This is a genomic window from Haloplanus rubicundus (assembly GCF_003342675.1).
GTDB classification, from domain to species: domain Archaea; phylum Halobacteriota; class Halobacteria; order Halobacteriales; family Haloferacaceae; genus Haloplanus; species Haloplanus rubicundus.
On the sequence record NZ_CP031148.1, the window covers coordinates 694,546 to 714,358 of the forward strand.

Annotated in this window: 23 protein-coding genes; 9 read left to right on the forward strand and 14 right to left on the reverse strand. The window is 66.5% G+C overall.

Going from position 1 to position 19,813, the window contains the following annotated elements; translation table 11 throughout:
• The first annotated feature begins 33 nt into the window (after positions 1-33).
• Positions 34-447 (forward strand): DUF6276 family protein, encoded by a 414-nt coding sequence (locus DU484_RS04395; RefSeq protein WP_316043103.1) that lies wholly within the window; start codon positions 34-36, stop codon positions 445-447.
• On the opposite strand, the gene DU484_RS04400 is transcribed toward DU484_RS04395, so the two are convergent.
• The gene (locus tag DU484_RS04400; RefSeq protein WP_114584971.1) at positions 444-1,670 is read right to left on the reverse strand and encodes a glycosyltransferase family 87 protein; all 1,227 of its coding nucleotides are present in this window, start codon (positions 1,668-1,670) and stop codon (positions 444-446) included. The genes DU484_RS04395 and DU484_RS04400 overlap by 4 nt on opposite strands.
• A gap of 45 nt (positions 1,671-1,715) precedes the next feature.
• Positions 1,716-2,960: a peptide chain release factor aRF-1 gene (gene prf1, locus DU484_RS04405; RefSeq protein ID WP_114605200.1), complete on the reverse strand. Its 1,245-nt coding sequence runs from the start codon at positions 2,958-2,960 to the stop codon at positions 1,716-1,718.
• Positions 2,961-3,135: 175 nt separating this feature from the next.
• Here prf1 and DU484_RS04410 point away from each other — a divergent pair, with 175 nt between their 5' ends.
• From DU484_RS04410 to DU484_RS04425, 5 genes are all read left to right on the forward strand, one after another.
• Positions 3,136-3,990: a nucleotide-binding protein gene (locus DU484_RS04410; protein ID WP_114584973.1), complete on the forward strand. Its 855-nt coding sequence runs from the start codon at positions 3,136-3,138 to the stop codon at positions 3,988-3,990.
• Positions 3,991-4,029: 39 nt separating this feature from the next.
• Positions 4,030-4,158 carry a hypothetical protein gene (locus DU484_RS20280; protein ID WP_262342849.1) on the forward strand — a complete coding sequence of 43 codons (129 nt, stop codon included), beginning with the start codon at positions 4,030-4,032 and terminating at the stop codon, positions 4,156-4,158.
• A 121-nt stretch (positions 4,159-4,279) separates the two neighbouring features.
• Entirely contained in the window at positions 4,280-4,990 is a 711-nt protein-coding gene (locus tag DU484_RS04415; protein ID WP_114584974.1) for a DUF120 domain-containing protein, read from the forward strand.
• A complete protein-coding gene (gene ribB / locus DU484_RS04420; protein ID WP_114605201.1) occupies positions 4,990-5,655 on the forward strand; it encodes a 3,4-dihydroxy-2-butanone-4-phosphate synthase in 666 nt (221 codons plus the stop codon). Before DU484_RS04415 ends, ribB begins: the two co-directional genes overlap by 1 nt.
• A 274-nt stretch (positions 5,656-5,929) precedes the next feature.
• Positions 5,930-7,192: an RNA-guided endonuclease InsQ/TnpB family protein gene (locus DU484_RS04425; RefSeq protein WP_114605202.1), complete on the forward strand. Its 1,263-nt coding sequence runs from the start codon at positions 5,930-5,932 to the stop codon at positions 7,190-7,192.
• A gap of 76 nt (positions 7,193-7,268) precedes the next feature.
• Here DU484_RS04425 and DU484_RS04430 read toward each other — a convergent pair whose 3' ends face one another.
• From DU484_RS04430 to DU484_RS04455, 7 genes are all read right to left on the reverse strand, one after another.
• Positions 7,269-7,670, reverse strand: coding sequence for a PIN domain-containing protein (locus DU484_RS04430; RefSeq protein ID WP_114605203.1), 402 nt, complete (start codon positions 7,668-7,670; stop codon positions 7,269-7,271).
• Positions 7,667-7,891 carry an antitoxin VapB family protein gene (locus DU484_RS04435; protein WP_114584977.1) on the reverse strand — a complete coding sequence of 75 codons (225 nt, stop codon included), beginning with the start codon at positions 7,889-7,891 and terminating at the stop codon, positions 7,667-7,669. Before DU484_RS04435 ends, DU484_RS04430 begins: the two co-directional genes overlap by 4 nt.
• Positions 7,892-8,044: 153 nt before the next feature.
• The gene (gene msrA / locus DU484_RS04440) at positions 8,045-8,590 is read right to left on the reverse strand and encodes a peptide-methionine (S)-S-oxide reductase MsrA (RefSeq protein ID WP_114584978.1); all 546 of its coding nucleotides are present in this window, start codon (positions 8,588-8,590) and stop codon (positions 8,045-8,047) included.
• A gap of 38 nt (positions 8,591-8,628) precedes the next feature.
• Entirely contained in the window at positions 8,629-8,847 is a 219-nt protein-coding gene (locus tag DU484_RS04445; protein ID WP_157969496.1) for a hypothetical protein, read from the reverse strand.
• A gap of 9 nt (positions 8,848-8,856) precedes the next feature.
• A complete protein-coding gene (locus DU484_RS20285; RefSeq protein WP_262342850.1) occupies positions 8,857-8,988 on the reverse strand; it encodes a hypothetical protein in 132 nt (43 codons plus the stop codon).
• A 238-nt stretch (positions 8,989-9,226) separates the two neighbouring features.
• Positions 9,227-9,988: a LamB/YcsF family protein gene (locus DU484_RS04450; RefSeq protein ID WP_114605205.1), complete on the reverse strand. Its 762-nt coding sequence runs from the start codon at positions 9,986-9,988 to the stop codon at positions 9,227-9,229.
• 36 nt (positions 9,989-10,024) lie between these two features.
• Positions 10,025-10,582, reverse strand: coding sequence for a hypothetical protein (locus tag DU484_RS04455; protein ID WP_157969497.1), 558 nt, complete (start codon positions 10,580-10,582; stop codon positions 10,025-10,027).
• A 320-nt stretch (positions 10,583-10,902) separates the two neighbouring features.
• Between DU484_RS04455 and DU484_RS04460 the strand changes: the two genes are divergently transcribed.
• The 3 genes from DU484_RS04460 to DU484_RS04470 are packed head-to-tail and all read left to right on the forward strand — an operon-like array spanning position 10,903 to position 14,658.
• The gene (locus DU484_RS04460) at positions 10,903-11,391 is read left to right on the forward strand and encodes a (2Fe-2S)-binding protein (protein WP_114605207.1); all 489 of its coding nucleotides are present in this window, start codon (positions 10,903-10,905) and stop codon (positions 11,389-11,391) included.
• Between the two features lies 1 nt (position 11,392).
• A complete protein-coding gene (locus DU484_RS04465) occupies positions 11,393-13,786 on the forward strand; it encodes a xanthine dehydrogenase family protein molybdopterin-binding subunit (protein WP_114605208.1) in 2,394 nt (797 codons plus the stop codon).
• Positions 13,786-14,658 carry an FAD binding domain-containing protein gene (locus tag DU484_RS04470; protein WP_114605209.1) on the forward strand — a complete coding sequence of 291 codons (873 nt, stop codon included), beginning with the start codon at positions 13,786-13,788 and terminating at the stop codon, positions 14,656-14,658. Before DU484_RS04465 ends, DU484_RS04470 begins: the two co-directional genes overlap by 1 nt.
• Positions 14,659-14,724: 66 nt before the next feature.
• Here DU484_RS04470 and DU484_RS04475 read toward each other — a convergent pair whose 3' ends face one another.
• The 5 genes from DU484_RS04475 to msrA (DU484_RS04495) form a co-directional block, all read right to left on the reverse strand.
• Positions 14,725-15,864: an XdhC family protein gene (locus tag DU484_RS04475; protein WP_114605210.1), complete on the reverse strand. Its 1,140-nt coding sequence runs from the start codon at positions 15,862-15,864 to the stop codon at positions 14,725-14,727.
• A gap of 28 nt (positions 15,865-15,892) precedes the next feature.
• Positions 15,893-17,215 (reverse strand): VWA domain-containing protein, encoded by a 1,323-nt coding sequence (locus DU484_RS04480; RefSeq protein WP_114605211.1) that lies wholly within the window; start codon positions 17,213-17,215, stop codon positions 15,893-15,895.
• A 5-nt stretch (positions 17,216-17,220) separates the two neighbouring features.
• Positions 17,221-18,147: an AAA family ATPase gene (locus DU484_RS04485; RefSeq protein ID WP_114605212.1), complete on the reverse strand. Its 927-nt coding sequence runs from the start codon at positions 18,145-18,147 to the stop codon at positions 17,221-17,223.
• Positions 18,148-18,353: 206 nt separating this feature from the next.
• A complete protein-coding gene (locus tag DU484_RS04490) occupies positions 18,354-18,953 on the reverse strand; it encodes a CoxG family protein (protein ID WP_114605213.1) in 600 nt (199 codons plus the stop codon).
• A 310-nt stretch (positions 18,954-19,263) separates the two neighbouring features.
• Positions 19,264-19,791 (reverse strand): peptide-methionine (S)-S-oxide reductase MsrA, encoded by a 528-nt coding sequence (msrA, locus tag DU484_RS04495; protein ID WP_114605214.1) that lies wholly within the window; start codon positions 19,789-19,791, stop codon positions 19,264-19,266.
• Positions 19,792-19,813: the final 22 nt, after the last annotated feature.

Genomic DNA, 19,813 nt, shown 5'->3' on the forward strand with positions numbered 1-19,813 from the left:
CGTGAGCCACCCGGCACCCTCGCGAGGAGCGACGTGATACCCTGCCCGGCCTGCGGCGGCGACGCCATCGCCTTCGCCGTCCCGGCCGACTTACGCGCGTACGCCCCCGACTCGGGCGCGTACGCCCCCGACTCGGGCGCGTACGCCGCGCTCTGTTCTACCTGTCTTCGGACGCACGCGGCCGGCGACGCCCCGGCCGACCCGACGTTCGCGGCCGTCCACGAGTCGTTTCCGGACGGCGAGGCCGGCGCGGCGCTCGCGCTCGCGCTCGGCCTCCTCGACTCGCTCGCCCTCCGTCGGGACGCCATCGACGACTGCTGTTCGTACGCGGAGCGGGCGGGCGCCGACGTGCTGTTGACGCTCGACCGGCTCGCGACCGCGGATGGGCTGGACCCGCATTTCGATATCGAGCGCCGCCGGCACCAGTTGGCCGAGCTGCTCCGCTAGTCGCCACGCTGGCCGCGGACCCTGGCGAGCGAGCGGCGCGTAAGATTCCCCTCGCCGGCGGCGGCGACCCGGGCCGCCGCGAGGCCGACGAGCAGGAGGTTCCCGTAGAGGCCGGGTTGGAGGAGGACGGCGGGGAGCCACTCGGGGGCGGCGGTTCCGGCCCACCGGAGCCCGTACGAGTGGAACTGGATCAGGAGGAGGCCGACGACCGGCAGGGCCGGGTGCCCGTCCGGGCGGTCGAGTTCGGCGGCGACGAGGAGGACGGCCGCCGGCAGCGCGGCGACGAAGTAGTAGGCGTAGGTGAGCGGCGCGAGGAGGGGGACGGCGGCGAAGCCGAGGGCGGTCACCTCGCGGGTGGCGCCCTCGGCCCGGAGGACGCCGACGACGATGGCGAGGCTGGCGGCGACGCGGATGGCAAGCGAGTAGGGCACGTCGTAGAACGGGCGGTAGTACGGCGGGAGCCAGATCCGCGGCGAGCGGGCGGCCGTCCCCTCGCCGATGCCCCACGCGAGCACCTCGAGGAAGGTGCGGTGGGCGTCGACGCCGAAGGCGAGAAGCGAGACGAGGAGGAGCGCGAGGCCGCCGGCGACGGCGCCGACGAAGCGCGTCCGATCCTCGAGCAGGTGCGCCCCGGCGGGGGCGTAGGGGAGTTTGATCACGCCACAGCAGGCGGTGAGCGCGCCGCTCAGGTAGCCTCGGCCGCGGAGCGACGCCGACGCGGCGAACGTGAGGAGGGCACCGAGCGCGGCCGCCGTCTGTCCGAGCTTCATCGAGAGGAGGACGGGGTGGAAGCCGACGACGAGCGCGAGGGCGCCGAGGCGTTCGAGGGGGTGGAAGTCGGCGCCGAGCGCGGCCGCGAGGCGCTGGAGGGCGACCCACAGGAGCGCGACGGTGACGGCGGTCCACAGGAGGACGGCGGGCCGGAAGGGGAGCGCGAGGAGGACGGGGGCGAAAGCGAGGACGGCGACGGGCGGGTAGAGGTAGCTGCCGTGGTAGCCGCCGTCGTCGTTCTGGACGTACAGGGACTCGCCGGCCTCCCAGCGTTCGACGGCAGCGGAGTACGCGCCGAAGTCCCAGAAGCCGAAGCGGGGGGCGACGTCGATGGCGCGGAGATACCAGTCGACGGCGGGATAGGCTGCGAGGGCGGCGAGCGCGAGACAGGCGACGGCGACGAAACCGGGGCGCTCGCCGCGGAGCGCGAGGAGTCGACGGAGGAGGGACATGCAGGGAGGATGGAACGGCGCGGGCGAAAAAAACTCCGTCTCGGCTTAGATGCCGGTCGAGTACCGCAGGATGCCGGCGACGCCGCCGAAGGCGTCGTAGAGCTGTTCGCCCTTCTCGAAGTCGGTGCTGATGAACTTCGTCTCGGTGCCGCGCTGTTCCGCGATGGCCATGAGGTGCTCGATCACGTCCTCGCGCTCTTTCACTTCGGCCTCGCTCCCGTCGTCGCACTGGTGGTCGGGCGTGGCGTGTCGGCGGTCGACCACTTCGAACTCCTCGCCCCCGCCGCAGTCGTAGACGACCACGTCCTTGCGGAGGTCCTCGCTGATGAGCAGGCGGTCGACGGAGCCCATGACGAGGTTCCGGCGGGTCTGCTCGAAGCCGTAGGTGGCGAGGTCACCGGTGTGGAGGTTCTCGAAGAACTCCTCCATCTCCACCTTGTCTTTCATTATCTCCTGGTCGGCGAGCACGTCCTGTGCGGCGTCGACCAGGTCGTAGAGCCCGGATTCGTCGGTGTAGGAGACGTCGAACTTGCCGACCACCTTGTCCTGGAGTTCGTGGTGGAGGTAGTCGCCGTCGAGGAATTCGTCTTTCGTGGGCGACGGGCCGCCGACGAGGATGCCGTCCAGGTCGTGGCGCTCGGCGACGAACAGGTCGTTGGCCATCTCCGCCACCTCCTGGTAGAAGTTGTCGATGGCTTCGAGGCGGAGGCGGGCGAACCGCTGGGCGGACTGGCCACCTTTCCGCTGCTTGCCGGGGACGAGCGACGAGGCGGACTTGACGGGTTCGACGCGCTTGCCCTTGAGCCAGCCGACGTTGGCCTCGCGGCGGTCGAGGACGATCAGGCCGAACAGGCCCTTGTCGGTCAGCATCTCCTCTAGCGGTTCGGTGAGGAAATCGGAGTCGCAGTGGTAGCGAAAGGACTGGATGGGGTCGGGCGGGCTCTCCAGTACCTTGGTGACCATGTCGGTCTGGCCGCCGCCGCTGTCGACGGCGCCGCTGAAGACCACGATGCCGTTGTCCGGGGGGTAGGTGTCGTAGTAGCGGAGGCGGTCCTTGATGCTCGTGAGGGCGTCCTGGACGTTCGTCCGGGTCTGCTTGGACTTGATGTTGCTCGCCTCGGAGTGTTCCTGCGTGACGTGGGCGACGACCGAGGAGATCTGCTTGTCCGGCGGGATGTAGATGGTGACGAGTTGGGTGCCGGAGCCCTCGTACTCCTTCAGGTCCTCGATGACCTTCCGGAACTCGTATTTCCGACGGTCGTCGTCGGCGTCCTGCGTGTCGGTACTCATTGGTGTGTCTAGCGCCGGCCGCGCTGAAGTAACCTTTGATGGGGGTCTCGTGACCGCGTACCGTGGATTCACCGGCTCCGTCGGCGTCCCGTCGATACCGGCTCACGACGCCACACCCCGCCCCGCTGGCGGGGAGCAGAGTTATATGCTCCCCGCCGGTGGTTGCTGACGACTCATGCGCGTGTACGCGGTCGCCAGCGGCAAGGGCGGCGTCGGCAAGACGACGACGGTGGCGAACCTCGGTGCCGTCCTCGCCGCGGGCGGCCACGAGACGGTCGTCGTCGACGCCGACCTCGGGATGGGGAACCTCGCGGGCGCCCTCGGCGTCGACGCCGACGAGGGACCGACCGTCCACGACGTACTCGCGGGGCGGGCGACGGCCGCCGAGGCCCGCCGGGAGGGGCCGGTCGGCCTCGGCGTCCTCCCGGCGTCGGACTCACTCGACGACTTCGGAGCGGCCAACCCGTCGAACCTGACGGCGTTGCTCGACGGTCTCGACGAGGCGGGCGCCGAGGTGGTCCTCGTCGACACCTCGGCGGGCCTGAGCCACGACAGCGTCGAACCCCTCCGGATCGCCGACGAGGTGTTGCTCGTCTCGACGCCGGAACGCGGGGCGCTCGGCGACACGGCGAAGACCCGGGACGTGGCCGGACGCTTCGGGACGCCGATGGCGGGGGCGGTGGTGACACGGATCGCGTCGGACACCGATCTGGACGCCGTCGCCGACCGTCTCGGCGTCCCGATCCGGGGGTCGATCCCGGACGATCCGGCGGTGTCGGCCGCGGCCGAGGGGGGCGACCCGCTCGTCGTCGCCGCGCCCGACGCCCCGGCGACCGACGCCTACCGACGGCTCGCGGTCGATCTGACGGGCGACGGGTCGCTGGCGCCGACGGAGCCGGCGGACGAGGACGACGGCGCCGATACCGACGACCCGTCGGCCCCGGCCGACGGGGACGGCGGCGACGAGGCTCCCCCGACCGACGAGGCCGGCGACGAGCGGACGGGATTCCTGCGCTGGCTGCTGCGGTGAACGGGAAGTTCTTTGGGGCCTCCACGACGACGGGCAGTCATGGCAGAGTCGAACGCGGTTCCGCTGTGGTGGATACTGGTGTTTCTGGTGCTCGCACTCGGACTCGGGGCGCTCGCGGTGTCGACGGTCGGCGGCTCGCTGATCGCCGGCGCCGTCCTCCCAGTGTAGCGGACCGACGCATATAGACCACTCCCGTCGCTAGGGCCGGTACACTCCGCGAATTCCATCACGATTTTGTGATGCATATCGTATTCGGTATACTTATACGCGACGAGCCGCAACCCCGGATATGGCAGAGACCGCAGCGGCGTCGACGGTCGGCCCGGACGAACTCGCCGCCCTGAAGCGAGTCGCGCTGGCCGGCGGCCTCGACGACCGAGCGAAGCTATCCTGTTCGGGGTTGGCCGAACAGCTCGACGCGTCGGCCCAGACGGCCTCGCGACGACTCCAGCGTCTCGACGACGCGGGACTCGTCGACCGGGAGGTGCTGGCCGACGGCCAGCGCGTCGTCGTCACCGACGCGGGCGTGGCTCGGCTCCGACGCGAGTACGCCGACTACCGCCAGTTGTTCGAGGCCGACGCGACCCTGTCGCTCGACGGCACGGTGACCAGCGGGATGGGCGAGGGGAAACATTACATCTCGCTGTCGGGCTACATGGCGCAGTTCCGCGACCGACTCGGCTACGAGCCGTTCGCGGGCACGCTCAACGTCGAACTCACGGCCGCGAGCGTCCGAGCGCGCGGCGAACTGGAGGCACAGACGGACGACGCGACCCGAATCGACGGCTGGGAGGACGGCGACCGGACGTTCGGCCCCGCGACGTGTTACGCGGCCCGCGTCGAGAGCGACGCCGGGAGCTACGACGGCGCCCACGTCATCGTCCCCGAGCGCACCCACCACGACGCCACGCAACTCGAACTCATCGCGCCGGTGAAACTGCGTGACGAACTCGCCCTCTCGGACGGCGACGACCTGACCGTCCACGTGGGGGAGCCGTGATGCGCGGCGAATCGACGGGAGCGCTGGAGCGAGCGGTCGCGGCGTTCCGGGCCGGCGAGCCGGTGCTCGTCCACGACGCCGACGACCGCGAGGGCGAGACCGACCTCCTCTACCCAGCGAGCGCGGTGACGCCCGCCACCGTCGCGCGCCTCCGCAACGACGGCGGCGGCCTCATTTTCGCCGCGCTCCCCGCTACCGTCGCCGATCGGTTCGACCTCCCCTTCCTCCACGAGGCGGTCGACCACCCGGCGAACGACCATACCGACCTCGGCTACGACGCCCACCCCTCGTTCTCGCTGACGGTGAACCACCGCGACGGCTTTACCGGTGTCACGGACGACGACCGGGCGCTCACCATCCGCCGGCTGGGCGAGGTGAGCGCCGACGCGGACTACGGCGTCGACGCCTTCGCCGACGAGTTCCGGACGCCGGGTCACGTCCACCTCCTCCGGGGGGCGCCCGGCCTCCTCGACGAACGCCGTGGCCACACCGAACTCGGCCTGGCGCTGGCCGAGGCGGCCGGCGTCGCCCCCGCCGTCGCCGGGTGTGAGATGCTCGACGACGAGACGGGGGGTGCGCTCTCGACGGCCGACGCCGAGGCGTACGCCCGCCGGTACGACCTGCCGTTCGTCGAGGGAGCAGACCTGATTCGGGCGCTGGAGTGAGGTCGGGACTCGCGTTCGTCGCGACGATACCGATTCCGGCGCAGTCACCGGGTTACGAGCGAATTGGTCCCCACCGCGGGCCGCCCACAGTACCGTGGAGCCGCATCTTCAGCGTAATGCAAGGTGGAGCCTCCGACCTCAAGGAGCGAGCGTAGCGAGCGAGTAGGTCGGAGAGGAAACCGACACGGTACTACACCAACCACGCTCGATGGAAGGCCGACTCCCCACCGAGTCGTTACTAATATAAAAACGCCGGCCTACATCTGAACCACGGATGGAGGTACGTCGCACCGTCCCCATCAAGCTCGACGTGGCCGACAGCGACGCCGAACTCCTCCACGATACAATCTCCGAGTTCCTGTGGGCCGCCAACTACGTCGTCGACCACGCGTGGAGAGGCGAGTACAAGACCACAAGCAAAGCCGAACTCCAACGGGAAACATACGACGACGTGCGGGCCGAAACGAGACTCCAAGCGAACCTCGTCCAGAACGCCCGTAACAAGGCCGCCGACGCCGTACAGAGCGTCGTCGCTCGGTGGAAGCAAGGTGACGATGCAGGGAAGCCGCACTTCACTGCCCCGACGCTCGTCTACGACAAGCGATGTGCGACGTTCAACGACGACCACGCGACGCTCTCGACCGTCGACGGACGCATCACCGCCGAGTACGTCCTCCCCGACGAGAACCGTGAGACGCCCCACTCGGAGTACCTGTTCAATAATGACTACGAAGTGACGGGCGGAGAACTCCACTACCGCGACGGTGAGTTCTACCTTCACGTCCGAACAAAGGCGGACGTGGAGTCCGAGACTGCCGACGACGGCAACGACGAGCACAGCACAGTCCTTGGCGTTGACCTCGGCATCGAAAACGTCGCCGTCACTTCGACAGGTGGATTCTGGAACGGGTCGGAGTTGAACCACTGGCACCGCGAGTTCGAGAAACGACGGGGGTCGCTTCAACAGCGTGGAACGCGGGCCGCTCACGAAACCATCCAGTCGGTCGGACGCACCGAGACGGGTCGCTACGACCACTTCTTACATACCGTCTCGAAGGAACTCGTCGCGGAAGCCGTCGAGAACGGCTGTGACGTGATCGCATTCGAGAACCTGACGGGGATTCGTGAGCGGATGCCGAACGCCAAGAAGTTCCACGCGTGGGCGTTCCGACGCTTGTTCGAGTACGTCGAGTACAAAGCCGAGATGTTCGGTATCTCGGTCGACCAGGTGAGTCCTGCGTACACGAGCCAGCGGTGTTCCAAGTGTGGGACGACGCTCCGCGAAAACCGCCAGACACAAGAGCGATTCTGTTGCCAGAAGTGCGGCTATGAAGTGAACGCCGACTACAACGCGGCGAAGAACATCGGTCTAAAGCATCTCCGCTCGGCGCAAAAGTCGTCGGGCGGATGCGCACCCGTAAACGTGCGCTTGAATCGCGGGACGCTGAACGTGAACGGCGAGTATTCGCCTGCCTGTGAAGGCCAGAACGGGAGTCCACGCGAAAGCCCCATCACCAGAACCTTCGGTTCTGGTTAGCAGTCAGAAGCTCCGCTTCTGACGACACCCTCAACGAAGCGAACGGCGAATCCGTGAGCGAGTAGGGTGGGGTAGTTTACTCCCGATACGCGTCGACGGCCACGACCGCCTGCGTCTCCGAATGCGTCAGGTCGGCGTCGTTCGTGACGACCGTCGCCCCCTCTCGCCGGGCGAGCGCCCCGACGAGGGCGTCGACGGCCCCCATCTTCGGCCCGGGGGGAAACACCTCGCCCGCGAACTCAGCGGCGGCGACGGCGAGTCGCTCGTCGACGCCGACGACGTCGACGAACTCGAGTGCGTCACGTGCCCCGGGAACGTCGACGGTCGATCGATCCGACTTGTACACCTCGCCCTGAAGCACCTCGGTGAACGCGGGCGCAGGGGTGACGTACACGTCCGGATGGGCGCCGAGATAGTCGCGGACGGCGTCGTGGCCGTCGAGGTAGTCGACGAGAAACGTGGTGTCGACGACCCTCATCCGTCGGTCCGTTCGAGCGTCTTCCGCTTCCCCCGCTCGTGTGTTTCGCGGGCCTCGACGGCGGCGTCGGTGTCGGACCAGAACCCCATCCCGTCGGTGAGGTCGCGTTCGTCGCCGAGGATGCGTTCGAGCGCGTCGCTGTAGCTCTCTCCCTCGCGACGCCGGTCGTCGATGAGCGACTTCACGCGGTCCGACACGCGGATGTGGTTGTCGGCGGCCATCGTATACGTAGTCGTTAACGCCGTGGCTACTTGGTTCTGTCCGGTCACTCGAGCGACTCGACCGGCGGTTTCTCATACGATTATTGGGACTGTTCACCGTGGTTCGCCGGGCTGTCTCGGCGACTCACCGGTACTGACTTACAATAAACCGTCTCAGTCGTCCGCTACCCGCCCCGCGAACAGTTCGCGCACCTTCTCCATCTTCGGTCGAATCTGCATCTGACAGTACGCCCGCTGGGGGTTGTTGGCGTAGTAGTCCTGGTGGTAGTCCTCGGCGGGGTAGAAGGTGTCGAGTGGCTCCACCTCGGTGACGATGGGGTCGTCGTAGTCGGCGGCCAGTCGCTCGATGGTCGCCGCGGCGAGTTCGCGCTGTTCGTCGTCGTGGGTGAAGATGGCCGAGCGGTACTGCGAGCCCACGTCCGGTCCCTGTCGGTCCTTCGTCGTCGGGTCGTGGAGCGCGAAAAAGACCGTCAGGAGGTCGGTGTAGGAGAGGCGGTCGGGGTCGTACTCGATCTGGACGACTTCGGCGTGGCCGGTCGACCCCGAACACACCTCCTCGTAGGTCGGGTCGTCGACGTGGCCGCCGGCGTAGCCGGAGGTGACGGCGTGGACGCCGGCGAGTTCTTGAAACGGCGCTTCGAGACACCAGAAACAGCCGCCCGCGAGCGTCGCGAGTTCGTGGTCGTGGTCGTCGGTCATGGGGGATCGTAGACGCCGGACGACCATGTACCCCGCGCCTACGCGAAGTAGGCGTCGTCCTCGAACGGTTCGTCCGTGCCCTCGACGGCGAGGGCGGTGACGCGGGCGCCGACGCCGAGCAGTCCGGCGAGGCTGGGCTCCGTCCGCCCATCGTCGCCCGTGAGCGACGGCTGCGACACGCAGTCGAACGGACGGTCGTACGTCAGTACCGGTGGCTCACCGAGACGGGTCGACGAACCACCGGTACACAGTTGCACCACTCCGTCTCAGTCGTCGGCGGGCGGGGTGAGCGTCGGCGCTTCGGGCTCGGTGTCGGCCTCGTCCGCTTCGTCTTCCGCACGCACGGCGTCGGCGTACCGCTCCGCGATGCGGTCGATTGGTTTGTGGGGATGACACATGGCAAGATCCCCTACGGCTGCAACGGGTCCAAGAACACAACTGTTGTGACAGCCGATATCACGGTGCGACGTGGCAGGGATGAAGGAAGAGGACTCCTCTGTGGGGAGTGCAGTACCCATCCACTCGCTCGAACGACTCCGCGAGGCCGGGCGGGGGTCCCGTTCTACGGATTGTTGTGACGTGTCCGGGCGGTCGTCGACCACGGCGACCGCCGAAACTGACGGTCGACAGTGCGTATCAGACGATATCGGCGACGCCCGTCAGTTCGATGTCGGTGTCGTCGAGGCGGTCGTGGATCTCCTCCAGAATCTCGACGACGTTCGGGGTGTCTCCGTGTACGCAGATGCTTTCCGCCGGGATATCGATCTGCTCGCCGGATGGCGTCTCGACGACGCCCTCGGTTGCGATGCTGATGAAGCGGTCGGCGACGAGTTCCGGATCGCGGGCCGTCTTCTCTTTCGGGATCACGACGCTCCGATCCGGCCGGTAATCGAGGTCGACGTAGCCCTCGAACGCGGCTCGAATGGGGTACTCCTGAGCGATCTCGTAGATGTTCATATCCGTCGCGAGATAGATCAGATCCTCGTCGACCTCCAAGATGCCCTCGATCACCGCCCGGGCATGCTCCTCGCTTTCGGAGAGCATCGTGTACATCGCGCCGTGCGGTTTGACATGCTGGAACGGGACGCCGAGTTGGTCGGCGAACGCTCGCAGCGCGCCGAGTTGGTAGACAACGTAGTCTCGCACCTCCTCGGGTGAGGCATCCATCGTTCGACGCCCGAAGCCGAGTTTGTCGGGGAGGCCCGGATGGACGCCGACATCGACATCGTGGTCGTCGGCGAGGGCGACCGTTCGCCGCATGACGTGTGGATCTCCCGCGTGATACCCCCCGGCGATGTTCGCCGTCGTGATGTAGGGCATCACTTCGGCGTCCCGCCCTTTGGTGTACTTGCCGAAGCTCTCGCCCATGTCGCAGTTGATGTCGATTTGGTGAACCATAGCCGACTGGTAGCCGGGGAGATGCTCCCCGAGGGATTAAATCCCGGGGAGGATCGGCCCGATGATGCCCGAACCGACGAACATCACGTGGAGGGTCGCGATGGTTGCGAGCAGTGAGATCCAGCCGGTGTATCGCTTCGCGGCGGGCATCATGTACCCGTGAGTGAAGAGGTAGAACCCAGCGAGGGTGAACGGCGCGTAGATGAGCAGATCGACGACGATACCCCACGAGATGGGGGCACCGACGGCGAAAAGCCCCACAATCAGGAGGAGTTGTACCGGAATCTGGACGAGGGCGACCACGCCGAGTGGCTTCATGTCCGCACCGTACCAGTGAATAATTGCGGCGATCAGCCAGAGCAGGCCGTACAGGAGCGGAATCGCCGTGAAGAGGAGGCTGACGGCGCCGCCGAAGGTGTTATCGATCGTATGCCAGAGCCCCATGACGAACAGCGTCAGGAAGCCGGTGAATTCGACGGCTGCGATCCCCTTGAGTTCCGCCTCGTTTAGCTCGTAATCCTGGTAAATGGCGACGAACCAGACGAACAGCGGGAGGACGAGGCCGGACATCCCGAACGCCGTAGCGTTAACCATGCGTCCCCCTCCCCGGCAGATATCGAGCGTGGTCTGTCCCCCGAAGCCGCGGCGTCTCGGCGTTGCGAGTGTGTGCTGTCACTGTCTCCACCAGCCGAAACGTTCACGATTGGTTGTTATAAATGTATGGTATAGAATTGATATGTCACAGGGCGAAGATAGCTGTACTGCGGTAAGATGCAGTATAGCAGTTCACTCGCCACGCAAAGCTATAAGTAATCAGCTAGCCGCCATGTATATGATATGGGTAGAGATAACACACATCACTATTCGGGGATGCTGGGTGTTCGCCGTTCCAGCGCGGGCACAGTACACGGACTATGACACACCACGACATCGAACTGAGCGTCAACGGGACCGAGCACGAACTGAGCGTCGAACCACGAACCCTCCTCGCACACGCCCTCCGGGACGAATTGGGCTATACGGGAACGAACGTCGGGTGCGAGACGACGATGTGTGGGGCTTGTACGGTGCTCCTCGACGGCGACGCCGTCAAGTCCTGTACGGTGCTGGCGGTGCAGGCGGACGGGGCGGAGGTCAAGACAGTCGAGGGGCTGTCGGACGACGGCGAGTTCCACCCCCTCCAGAAGAGCTTCCAGAAGGAGCACGGGTTGCAGTGTGGCTACTGCACGCCAGGCATGATGATGACCGCCCTCGACGTCCTCGAGGACAATCCCGATCCGGACGATGCGGAGATTCGGGAAGCCCTCGAAGGGAACATCTGTCGGTGTACGGGCTATCAGAACATTATCAACGCTGTCAAATCGGCTGCCGACGACATGGGCGGCGTCTCGGGGGCGGACTGAGATGCCCGACTCGATCGAAGCGGGGCAGGCCGAGAAACTTCAGGGATCGCCGGTCGAGCGCCGGGAAGACCCGGAACTGCTCACGGGCGAAGCGACGTTCACCGACGATATGGAGCCACGCGGCACCGTCCACATGGCGGTGCTCCGGAGCCAGTACGGCCACGCACGGATCGAATCGATCGACACGAGTGCAGCGGAGGAACTCGACGGGGTGCTCGCCGTCTACACCGCCGACGACGTTGCGGCGAGCGAGGCACCGGGACAGATCGAACCGATCTGGCTGCTGCCCGACCTGAAACGCCCACCCTATCCGATGCTGGCCCGGGACAAGGCCCGGTATCAGGGGCAACCGGTCGCCGTCGCCGTCGCCGACGACCGCTACCGAGCGAGCGACGCCGTCGACGCTATCGACGTAACGTACGACCGCCTGGAGGCGGTGACCGGGGCGCGGGAGGCGACCGACGAGGATGCGCCGACGATCCACGAGGAAGCGCCGGAAAACGTCGCCGCCGAGTGGGACGTGGGAGACGAGGAGGCGACCGACGAGGCGTTCGAGAACGCCGACCGGACGGTGTCGGTGGATCTGGTCAACCAGCGCCTCCTCCCGACGGCGATGGAACCCCGGGTTACGCTGGCGAACTACCGCCCCAGCGCCGACGAACTCGTGGTTCACATGGGGACGCAGTGTCCCCACCTCCACCGTCGGTTCATGGCCGACATGCTCGACTTCCCGGAGCAGAAGATGCGCGTCATCGCGCCGGAGGTCGGCGGTGGCTTCGGGAGTAAGGACTCGGCCCACCCGGACGAGGCGCTCACTGCCTGGTGTTCGCTACAGTTGGAGCGCCCCGTGAAGTGGCAGGCGACGCGAACCGAAGCGTACGCGTCGACCGGCCACGGACGTGGCCAGGAGACCACTGCCGAGATAGCCGTCGACGAGGACGGCTCGATCCAGGCACTCCGAGTCGAGACGTACGGTGACCTCGGAGGATACCTCTCCACGTGGGGACCGCTGATGCCGGCTCACGGATACGCGCTGATGCTCCCCGGCCAGTACGACGTCGAGAACGTCTACTGTGAGGTGACGGAGGTGTTCACGAACGCGACGCCGACCGAACCGTACCGTGGTGCCGGCCGACCCGAAGCGTCGTACGTTATCGAACGGCTGGCGACGCTCGCCGCCAGGGAGTTGGACATGGACCCGGTGGAGTTCCGACGGAAGAACTTCATTTCCCGCGACGACTTCCCGCACGAGACGGCGACAGGCCTCCTCTACGACTCCGGCGATTACGACAAGACGCTGGATCGGGCGATCGAGATGGCCGATCTCGAGGCACTTCGCGAGAAGCAGGCCGACCTCCGCGAGGAGGGGCGCTATCTCGGTATCGGGATCTCGTGTTATAACGAGTCCTGTGGCTACGGCCCCTCGGAGATCATCGGTCAGATCGGCGGCCAGCTGGGGCTCTACGAAAACGGCGTCGTCAGATTCCACCCGTCCGGGTCGGTGACGGTCTACTGTGGCACGTCCGGTCATGGACAGGGCCACGAGACGACCTACGCCCAGATCGTCGCGGACGAACTCGGCGTCGACTACGACGATATCGAGGTGATCGAAGGCGACACCGACGAAGTTCCCATGGGGATGGGCACCTACGGCTCCCGGAGTGTCTCCGTCGGCGGCAGTGCAATCGTCGAGGCGTCCCGAGAGGTCGTCGAGAAGGCGGGGACGATTGCGGCACACCACCTAGAGGTGAGCGAAGAAGACCTGGAGTTCGAGGACGGCGAGTTCCAAATCACCGGCGCACCGGCGCGGTCGATGACCATTCAGGAGGTCGCCCGCGAGGCGTATCTGGCACACGACCTCCCCGACGGCACGTCGCCCGGGCTGGAGGCCACGAACTTCTACGACCCGGAGAATCTGGTGTTCCCCTTCGGAACCCACATCGTCGTCGTCGAAGTCGATCCGGACACCGGCGAGGTCGACATCGAGCGATACGTCGCGGTCGACGACTGCGGCAACCAGATCAACCCCAAAATCGTCGAGGGGCAGGTGCACGGCGCCATCGCACAGGGCCTCGGACAGGGGCTCTTCGAGGGCGTCGAGTACGACGAGAACGGCACGCTCCTCACCGGCTCCATGCAGGACTACACGCTCCCCAAGGCGTTTCAGGTGCCGGAGTACGAGACCGATCACACGGTGACGCCGAGTCCACACAACCCCCTCGGGGCGAAGGGGATCGGCGAGGCAGGGACGATTGCGGCCCCACCGGCCGTCGTGAACGCGGTCACCGACGCGCTCCAACCGTTCGGGATCGACCACATCGACATGCCGCTGACCGACGAGACGGTGTGGCAGGCGATCCAGCATGCGACGGCGGAGCCCGGAGGGGCGGACTGATGTTCCCGTCCGAATTCGGTTACGAGCGAGCAGAGAGCGTCGACGAGGCGATCACCCTCCTCGCGGAACAGGAGGGCCAGGTCGAGATACTGGCGGGGGGGCACAGTCTCCTGCCGACGATGAAATCCGGCCTGGCGAGCCCGGATGTCGTGATCGACATCGGGGGGATCGACGACCTGCACGGCGTGAGCCGTGGCGACGGAGTCGTGGAAATCGGGGCACTCACCAGCTACAACACGGTCGCCGACGACGAGACGCTCCACGACGCGATTCCAGCCGTCACGCAGGCCGCCGAGGTCATCGGTGACGTGCAGGTGCGCAATCGCGGAACCGTGGGCGGCAATCTCGCCCACGCCGATCCGGCGTCCGACCTGCCGGCGGCGGCACTCGCCGCGGATGCGACCCTGCACGCGGAGGGCCGGGACGGCCACCGAACCATCGCCGCGGACGACTTTTTCACCGGCCTGTACGGAACCGCCCTCGACGACGGCGAGCTCCTCACGACCGTCGAGGTGCCGACACACGACGTTGGCACGTACGTCAAAAAGCCCAGCCCGTCCTCGGGCTACGCGATGGTCGGGGTGTCTGCAGTCGTGGAGTTCGAGGACGGCGTCGTCGAATCCGCGCGGATCGCCGCGACCGGCGCGGTCGATCACGCTATGAGACTCCCCGTCGTCGAGGAGGAACTCGTGGGGACGACCCTCGACGAGGACGATATCTCGGCCGCGGCGACACACGCGACCGACGAAATCGAGACGTTCGAACTGATGGACGACAATCAGGCGTCGGCGGAGTATCGCTCGACGCTCCTCGAAGTGTACACGAAACAGGCCATCACCGGAGTCGCCGATCGCAGCGGAACCGCGCCGTAGGTTCGGGGGCGACCGACTCCGGCGACTGTGTCGCCGATAGGGCGCCGCGCGCAGTCGCCGTCGTCCTCACTCCAGCGACGGTCGCTCGTGGATATGGCCCTCGCGCTCCGTGAGATGAGCCGGTTCGCGGCCGAATCGGATCGCCGTGACCTCGGCGACGACTGACTGAGCGATGTGAAACGGCGTCCCGCCGCCGAGATCGAGCCCTGCGGGCGTGAAGATACGCTCCAGGTCCGCCTCGCTCAGTTCCACCCCGCCGTCCCTGAACTCGTCGCGGATCTCCTCGAATCGCTCGCGAGGGCCGAGTAGCCCGATATACGGGACGGGGGTGTCGAGTAGCTCCTCGAGAGCGATGTGGTCGTCGACGAAGTTGTGTGTCATCACGACTGCGTACGTGTTCTCGTCGAAGTCGATCGTCTCCCGGATGGTGGCCGGTGAGGTCGAGACGACCCTGTCGGCGTCCGGGAAGCGGTCGCTGGTGGCGGCTGCGCCACGGAAACTCGCCACCGTCACGCGAAAGTCGACGCGCGAGCCGAGATTCGCGACGGGTGCGACATCGTGACCGGAGCCGAAAATCACCAGCTCCGGCGGCGCCGTCACGGCATCGACGAACACCTCGACTCGCTCGCCGTCGTGCTCGAATTCGAGGGTGTCGGATGTCTCGGTCGCGAGCAGTTTCGTGGCCGGATCGTCGAGCGCATCGAGCAGCCAGTCCGGCCAGCCCGACGCGTCGAACGACAGCGTGCCGTTCGCCCGCGTGGCGTACGCCCGGTCGCCGCGCCGAGCGGTCGAGGTGTCGGATTCGACCACGGTCAGGACGACGATGTCCTCGCCACGCTCGTAGGCATCGACGACGGGGCGGTAGCTGTCGTCGAGGGGTTCGAGCAAGATGTCGATGACGCCGTTACAGCCGACGCCGAGTCCCCACACGTCGTCGTCGCCGGTGAGGTCGAACCGTTCGACGCGTGGGCGTCCCTCCGCGACGACGTCCTCGGCGATCGCGAGCACCTCGTCTTCGAGGCAGCCGGCGGTGATGGAGCCGATGCCGTCTCCCTCGTCGGCGACGACCATCTTCGCCCCCGGGCGCCGGTAGGCGTTGCCGACGACGTCGACGACCGTTGCCAACACCGCGTGCTGGTCGTCGATGGCGCCGCCGACGGCGTCCAGTACTTCCGTCTCCGGTACGCTCCAGTCGCCTGCAGTCATGCGGGTCGCCCCCTCGGTGTGTGATGTGTCATGATTGTGTTCGACTCCCGCGTCGGGGATCGTGTTCGTAGCCGATCGCGCCTCCACGGCCGTATCGGGTGAGCTGACGGGTCATCTCCGTGAGGTCGTCCGGTCCGGTGAATGCGAACAGGCCGTCGACGGATGGCAGCGCGGCGGCGATGCCGGCGGCGGACGGTTCGTAGTTCGGGGCGGCGGCGAGCGGATTCAGCCACAGCACCGTCGCGGCCCGACGCGAAAGCCAGGCCATTCCGGATTCGAGTTCCGACACGTCCCCCATCTCTAGGCCGTCGCTCATAATAAGAACCGTCGTCCGCCTGTCGACGGCGTCGGCGTACTCGTCCCGAATCGTCGTGACGGCGTGACCGATTCGGGTGCCGCCGCCCCACGCCGTCTCGGCGTCCCGGAGTGCGTCGACGGCGGCACGCGTCGACCCCGAATCGAGCGCGGCCGTCACCTCCTTGATGTCGGTGTCGAAGAGGAACACGCGACAGTTGCGTGCCCGTGCCCGAAGTGCCCGGAGCCACCGCAGGAGGAAGGACCGGTCGACGACATCGAGCACCGACCGGCTCACGTCCGCGAGGACGAGCACTCTGCTCGCCGTTCGCGTCCGGCGCTGTTTGGGGACGGAGAGGATGGCACCGCCAGTCGAGATGCTCCGTCGCAGCGAGCGCCTCACGTCCGCTCGCTCTCCCGCGGGGGTGGGTCGCCACCGGCGCCCCCGTTCGGTCGCGACGGCCCGCGAGAGTCGGTCGACCGCGCGCAACAACTCCTCGTCTCCGGCGGATGGCGAGAGGGTGACGGACACCCGCTTCGGCTGTCCGGAGGGACTGTACGTCGCCGTCGCCACCGTTCCGTTCTCGGTGGTCTCGGCGTCGCCGGCGATGCCGAGACCCCCTGCCCGGTCGTGTGTCGAGTCGAGCGTGGCGTCGTCTCGCTCCGGATCATCGCCGTCCAGTTCGGGAAGCGCTTGGTCGCCGACGGACGCGATGTGGCCGCCCGGCGGGTCGCCGTCGTCCGCTCCGTGTTCCGACTCGCCGGCCCCGACCAGCGACAGGTGTGCAGTCAGCCGATTCCAGAACTCTCCGAACGCTCGGTCGAATCGGCCGACATCCTCCGGCCGTCCCACGAGTGCCGCTCTGAGCGCCGCCCGTGCGCGCGTCTCGTCCCCGAACCCAACTTCCACGAGTGCCCGAGTCGCGACGATCGCCGCGTTCGCTGGTACGTCCACACCGGCGTGTCGAAGCGATCTGACGAAGGTGATCAGCTCCGAGCGCACGTCGTCGCGAACGCCGGCGACATCCGGGACACGGGTACCGTCTCGGTCAGGCATTCTTCTCACCCCGTCCCCGCTTCGATACGGGCCGAGCGAGCGGAGTCGACGAGAGCCTCAAGCAGTGTGTCGTCGACCCGTTCGATGTCCTCGACTTCCTTGAGCAGGCAGCCGAGGGTGTGTTCGATTTCCGCTGGCGTCAGCGAGTCGTCGTCGTCCGCGGCCCGGAGTTCGGCCACCGCACGCGCCCAGTCGAGCGTCTCCGCGACGCCCGGATGCTTCCGGAAGGGCTCCTCGCGGAGCCGTTGGGTCACCCCGCAGAGTTCCGCGGCGACAGCCCCGTCCAGTTCGGGGACTTTCCGCTCGACGATATTTCGTTCCTTCTCGAACGACGGCGGCTCGACGTGCAGATACAGACACCGACGTTTCAGGGCGTCGCTCAGTCCGCGGGTTCGGTTGGACGTGATGACCACGGCCGGGGGTCGGTCGGTGCTGACGGTTCCGAGTTCGGGAATCGACACCTGAAAGTCCGACAGCACCTCGAGCAAGAGCGCCTCGAACTCCTCGTCGGCTCGGTCGATTTCGTCGATAAGCAACACCGGCGGTCGGTCGTGATCGCCCGACAGCGCTCGTACCAGTGGTCGCTCGAGGAGGTACTCCTCGGTAAACACGGAGTCGTCCCCCGAAACACCGTGGTCGTCGGCCTGGACGGCGAGCAACTGCTTCGTGTAGTTCCACTCGTAGAGTGCGTTCTCGGCGGTCAGTCCCTCGTAACACTGGAGACGAACGAGCTCGGTGTCGAAGCCATCGGCCAGTGCCTTCGCCAGTTCCGTCTTGCCCGCACCGGGCTCGCCCTCGATCAGGAGCGGTCGGCCGAGGCGAAGCGCCAAGAGTACCGTGGTCACGATGTCGTCCCCAGCGACGTAGTCCGTTGCGTCGAACGCCGCCCGGAGCTCCGGCTCTCTCGTGTCGGCGAAGGGGTTCTCGCTCACAGGAGGATGCAGGCGTGCAGTCGGGATAAATTCATGGTACAGACCACCACGATTCGGCGCCGAACGGGAGTATCGAGACCGAGGTACCGCCGTCTGCGGCCGCTCATACGGATTATTGTAACTGTTCACCGGTGGTTCGCCGGATCGTTTCGGCGAACCACCGGCACTGACTTACGATAAACCGTATCAGTCGGGAATGGGATCGTTCAGAACATCCCCCGGATACGGTCACGGAGCCCGTCCGAGTCCTCCTCCGCAACCGCCGTGAGCTGTTCCTCCATGTTGCCGAAAAAGCGGTTGACGACGCGGTTCGCGACCGGATTGATGACCCGCTGGCCCATCTTGGCGATTCGACCGAAGACGTCCGCCTCCGCGCCCCACTCGATGTCGACCCCGTCGTCGTGTTCCGTGATGGACATTCGGGAGTTCATCTCGAAGGAACTGCCGCTGGCTTCGCCCTCGCCCGAGGCACTGCCCGCGGGAAAGTCCCACTCGTCGATGGTAACGGCCGTCCGGAAGCTCGGGCTGACCGAGCCGACGCTAATCTCCACCAGCGCCGCGTAATGCTGCCCCGTTTCGAAGCCCCGCGCTTTCACCACGTCGGGGTCCGCGTCGGGCAAGAGCGTCGGATCTTCGTCCGCGTCTTCCTCGCGCAACGCCTCGAAATCCACCTCGTCTGGTTCCTCGACCTGGGTCAGGAACTGACAGCCGGGCAGTGACCGCTTTATCATGTACGGATCGGAGAGGGAGAGCCAGACCTCCTCGGCCGATACGTCCTCGATGGTGAACGTCCCGTCGAACTCCATCGGTCATCGCACCCCCACCTTCGCGTGTGTCCCTCGTTCGGTACTCATTATCATACCACTCCGTGTTCCAGTCGTCGGCTACCCTGAAAAACGTTCGCCGCAGGAGTGTAGCGCCCGTCGTGGATACCACCACGAGGGTGGAGGCGCGATCAGACGGGCCGGTGTGATACCGTTGGCTGTAACTGTGTCACGATATTCGCCATACCGGGGCGGCGAATATCTCGATCGACTTACAGCCGACAGTAGAGTGGTCACCAGTCGTTGACCGACCCCTTGGTGAACCACCGGTGCTGACTTACAGTAAACCGTATCAGTCGTCGGTCACTCGCTCCGTGAACCGCTCGCGCACCTTCTGCATCTTCGGTCGGATCTGCACCTGACAGTACGCTCGTTCGGGGGTGTTGGCGTGGTAGTCGTCGTCGGGGTAGACCGTCTCCAGCGGCTCGACTTCAGTGACGATCGGATCGTCGTACTCGTCGGCGAGACGATCGATGACGGCCTCGGTCGTCTCGCGTTGCGCGTCGCTGTGGGTGAAGATGGCCGAGCGATACTGCGATCCCACGTCCGGGCCCTGCCGGTCCTTCGTCGTCGGGTTGTGAAGCGCGAAAAAGATTTCCAGCAGATCGGCGTAGGCGATGCGGTCGGGGTCGTACTCGATCTGGACGACTTCCGCGTGGCCAATCGATCCCGAACACACTGCCTCGTAGGTCGGGTCGGGCACGTCGCCGCCGGCGTAGCCGGAGGTTACTGCGTGGACGCCCGCGAGTTCCTCGAACGGGGCTTCGAGACACCAGAAACGACCACCTGCGAGCGTCGCGAGTGCGTGGTCGTCGGTCATAGGGGTGGATGCGCACCCGATC

Bases quoted from the DNA above. Each gene is read 5' to 3' on its own strand.
- DU484_RS20280 (WP_262342849.1), top strand. From the start codon at position 4,030: ATGGCAGAGTCGAACGCGGTTCCGCTGTGGTGGATACTGGTGTTTCTG.
- msrA (WP_114584978.1), bottom strand. From the start codon at position 8,590: ATGACCGACGACCACGACCACGAACTCGCGACGCTCGCGGGCGGCTGT.
- DU484_RS04480 (WP_114605211.1), bottom strand. From the start codon at position 17,215: ATGCCTGACCGAGACGGTACCCGTGTCCCGGATGTCGCCGGCGTTCGC.
- DU484_RS04490 (WP_114605213.1), bottom strand. From the start codon at position 18,953: ATGGAGTTCGACGGGACGTTCACCATCGAGGACGTATCGGCCGAGGAG.
- DU484_RS20285 (WP_262342850.1), bottom strand. From the start codon at position 8,988: ATGTGTCATCCCCACAAACCAATCGACCGCATCGCGGAGCGGTACGCC.
- DU484_RS04450 (WP_114605205.1), bottom strand. From the start codon at position 9,988: ATGGTTCACCAAATCGACATCAACTGCGACATGGGCGAGAGCTTCGGC.
- DU484_RS04400 (WP_114584971.1), bottom strand. From the start codon at position 1,670: ATGTCCCTCCTCCGTCGACTCCTCGCGCTCCGCGGCGAGCGCCCCGGT.
- msrA (WP_114605214.1), bottom strand. From the start codon at position 19,791: ATGACCGACGACCACGCACTCGCGACGCTCGCAGGTGGTCGTTTCTGG.
- ribB (WP_114605201.1), top strand. From the start codon at position 4,990: ATGCGCGGCGAATCGACGGGAGCGCTGGAGCGAGCGGTCGCGGCGTTC.
- DU484_RS04475 (WP_114605210.1), bottom strand. From the start codon at position 15,864: ATGACTGCAGGCGACTGGAGCGTACCGGAGACGGAAGTACTGGACGCC.
- prf1 (WP_114605200.1), bottom strand. From the start codon at position 2,960: ATGAGTACCGACACGCAGGACGCCGACGACGACCGTCGGAAATACGAG.
- DU484_RS04435 (WP_114584977.1), bottom strand. From the start codon at position 7,891: ATGGCCGCCGACAACCACATCCGCGTGTCGGACCGCGTGAAGTCGCTC.
- DU484_RS04460 (WP_114605207.1), top strand. From the start codon at position 10,903: ATGACACACCACGACATCGAACTGAGCGTCAACGGGACCGAGCACGAA.
- DU484_RS04415 (WP_114584974.1), top strand. From the start codon at position 4,280: ATGGCAGAGACCGCAGCGGCGTCGACGGTCGGCCCGGACGAACTCGCC.
- DU484_RS04470 (WP_114605209.1), top strand. From the start codon at position 13,786: ATGTTCCCGTCCGAATTCGGTTACGAGCGAGCAGAGAGCGTCGACGAG.
- DU484_RS04465 (WP_114605208.1), top strand. From the start codon at position 11,393: ATGCCCGACTCGATCGAAGCGGGGCAGGCCGAGAAACTTCAGGGATCG.
- DU484_RS04455 (WP_157969497.1), bottom strand. From the start codon at position 10,582: ATGGTTAACGCTACGGCGTTCGGGATGTCCGGCCTCGTCCTCCCGCTG.
- DU484_RS04425 (WP_114605202.1), top strand. From the start codon at position 5,930: ATGGAGGTACGTCGCACCGTCCCCATCAAGCTCGACGTGGCCGACAGC.
- DU484_RS04410 (WP_114584973.1), top strand. From the start codon at position 3,136: ATGCGCGTGTACGCGGTCGCCAGCGGCAAGGGCGGCGTCGGCAAGACG.
- DU484_RS04430 (WP_114605203.1), bottom strand. From the start codon at position 7,670: ATGAGGGTCGTCGACACCACGTTTCTCGTCGACTACCTCGACGGCCAC.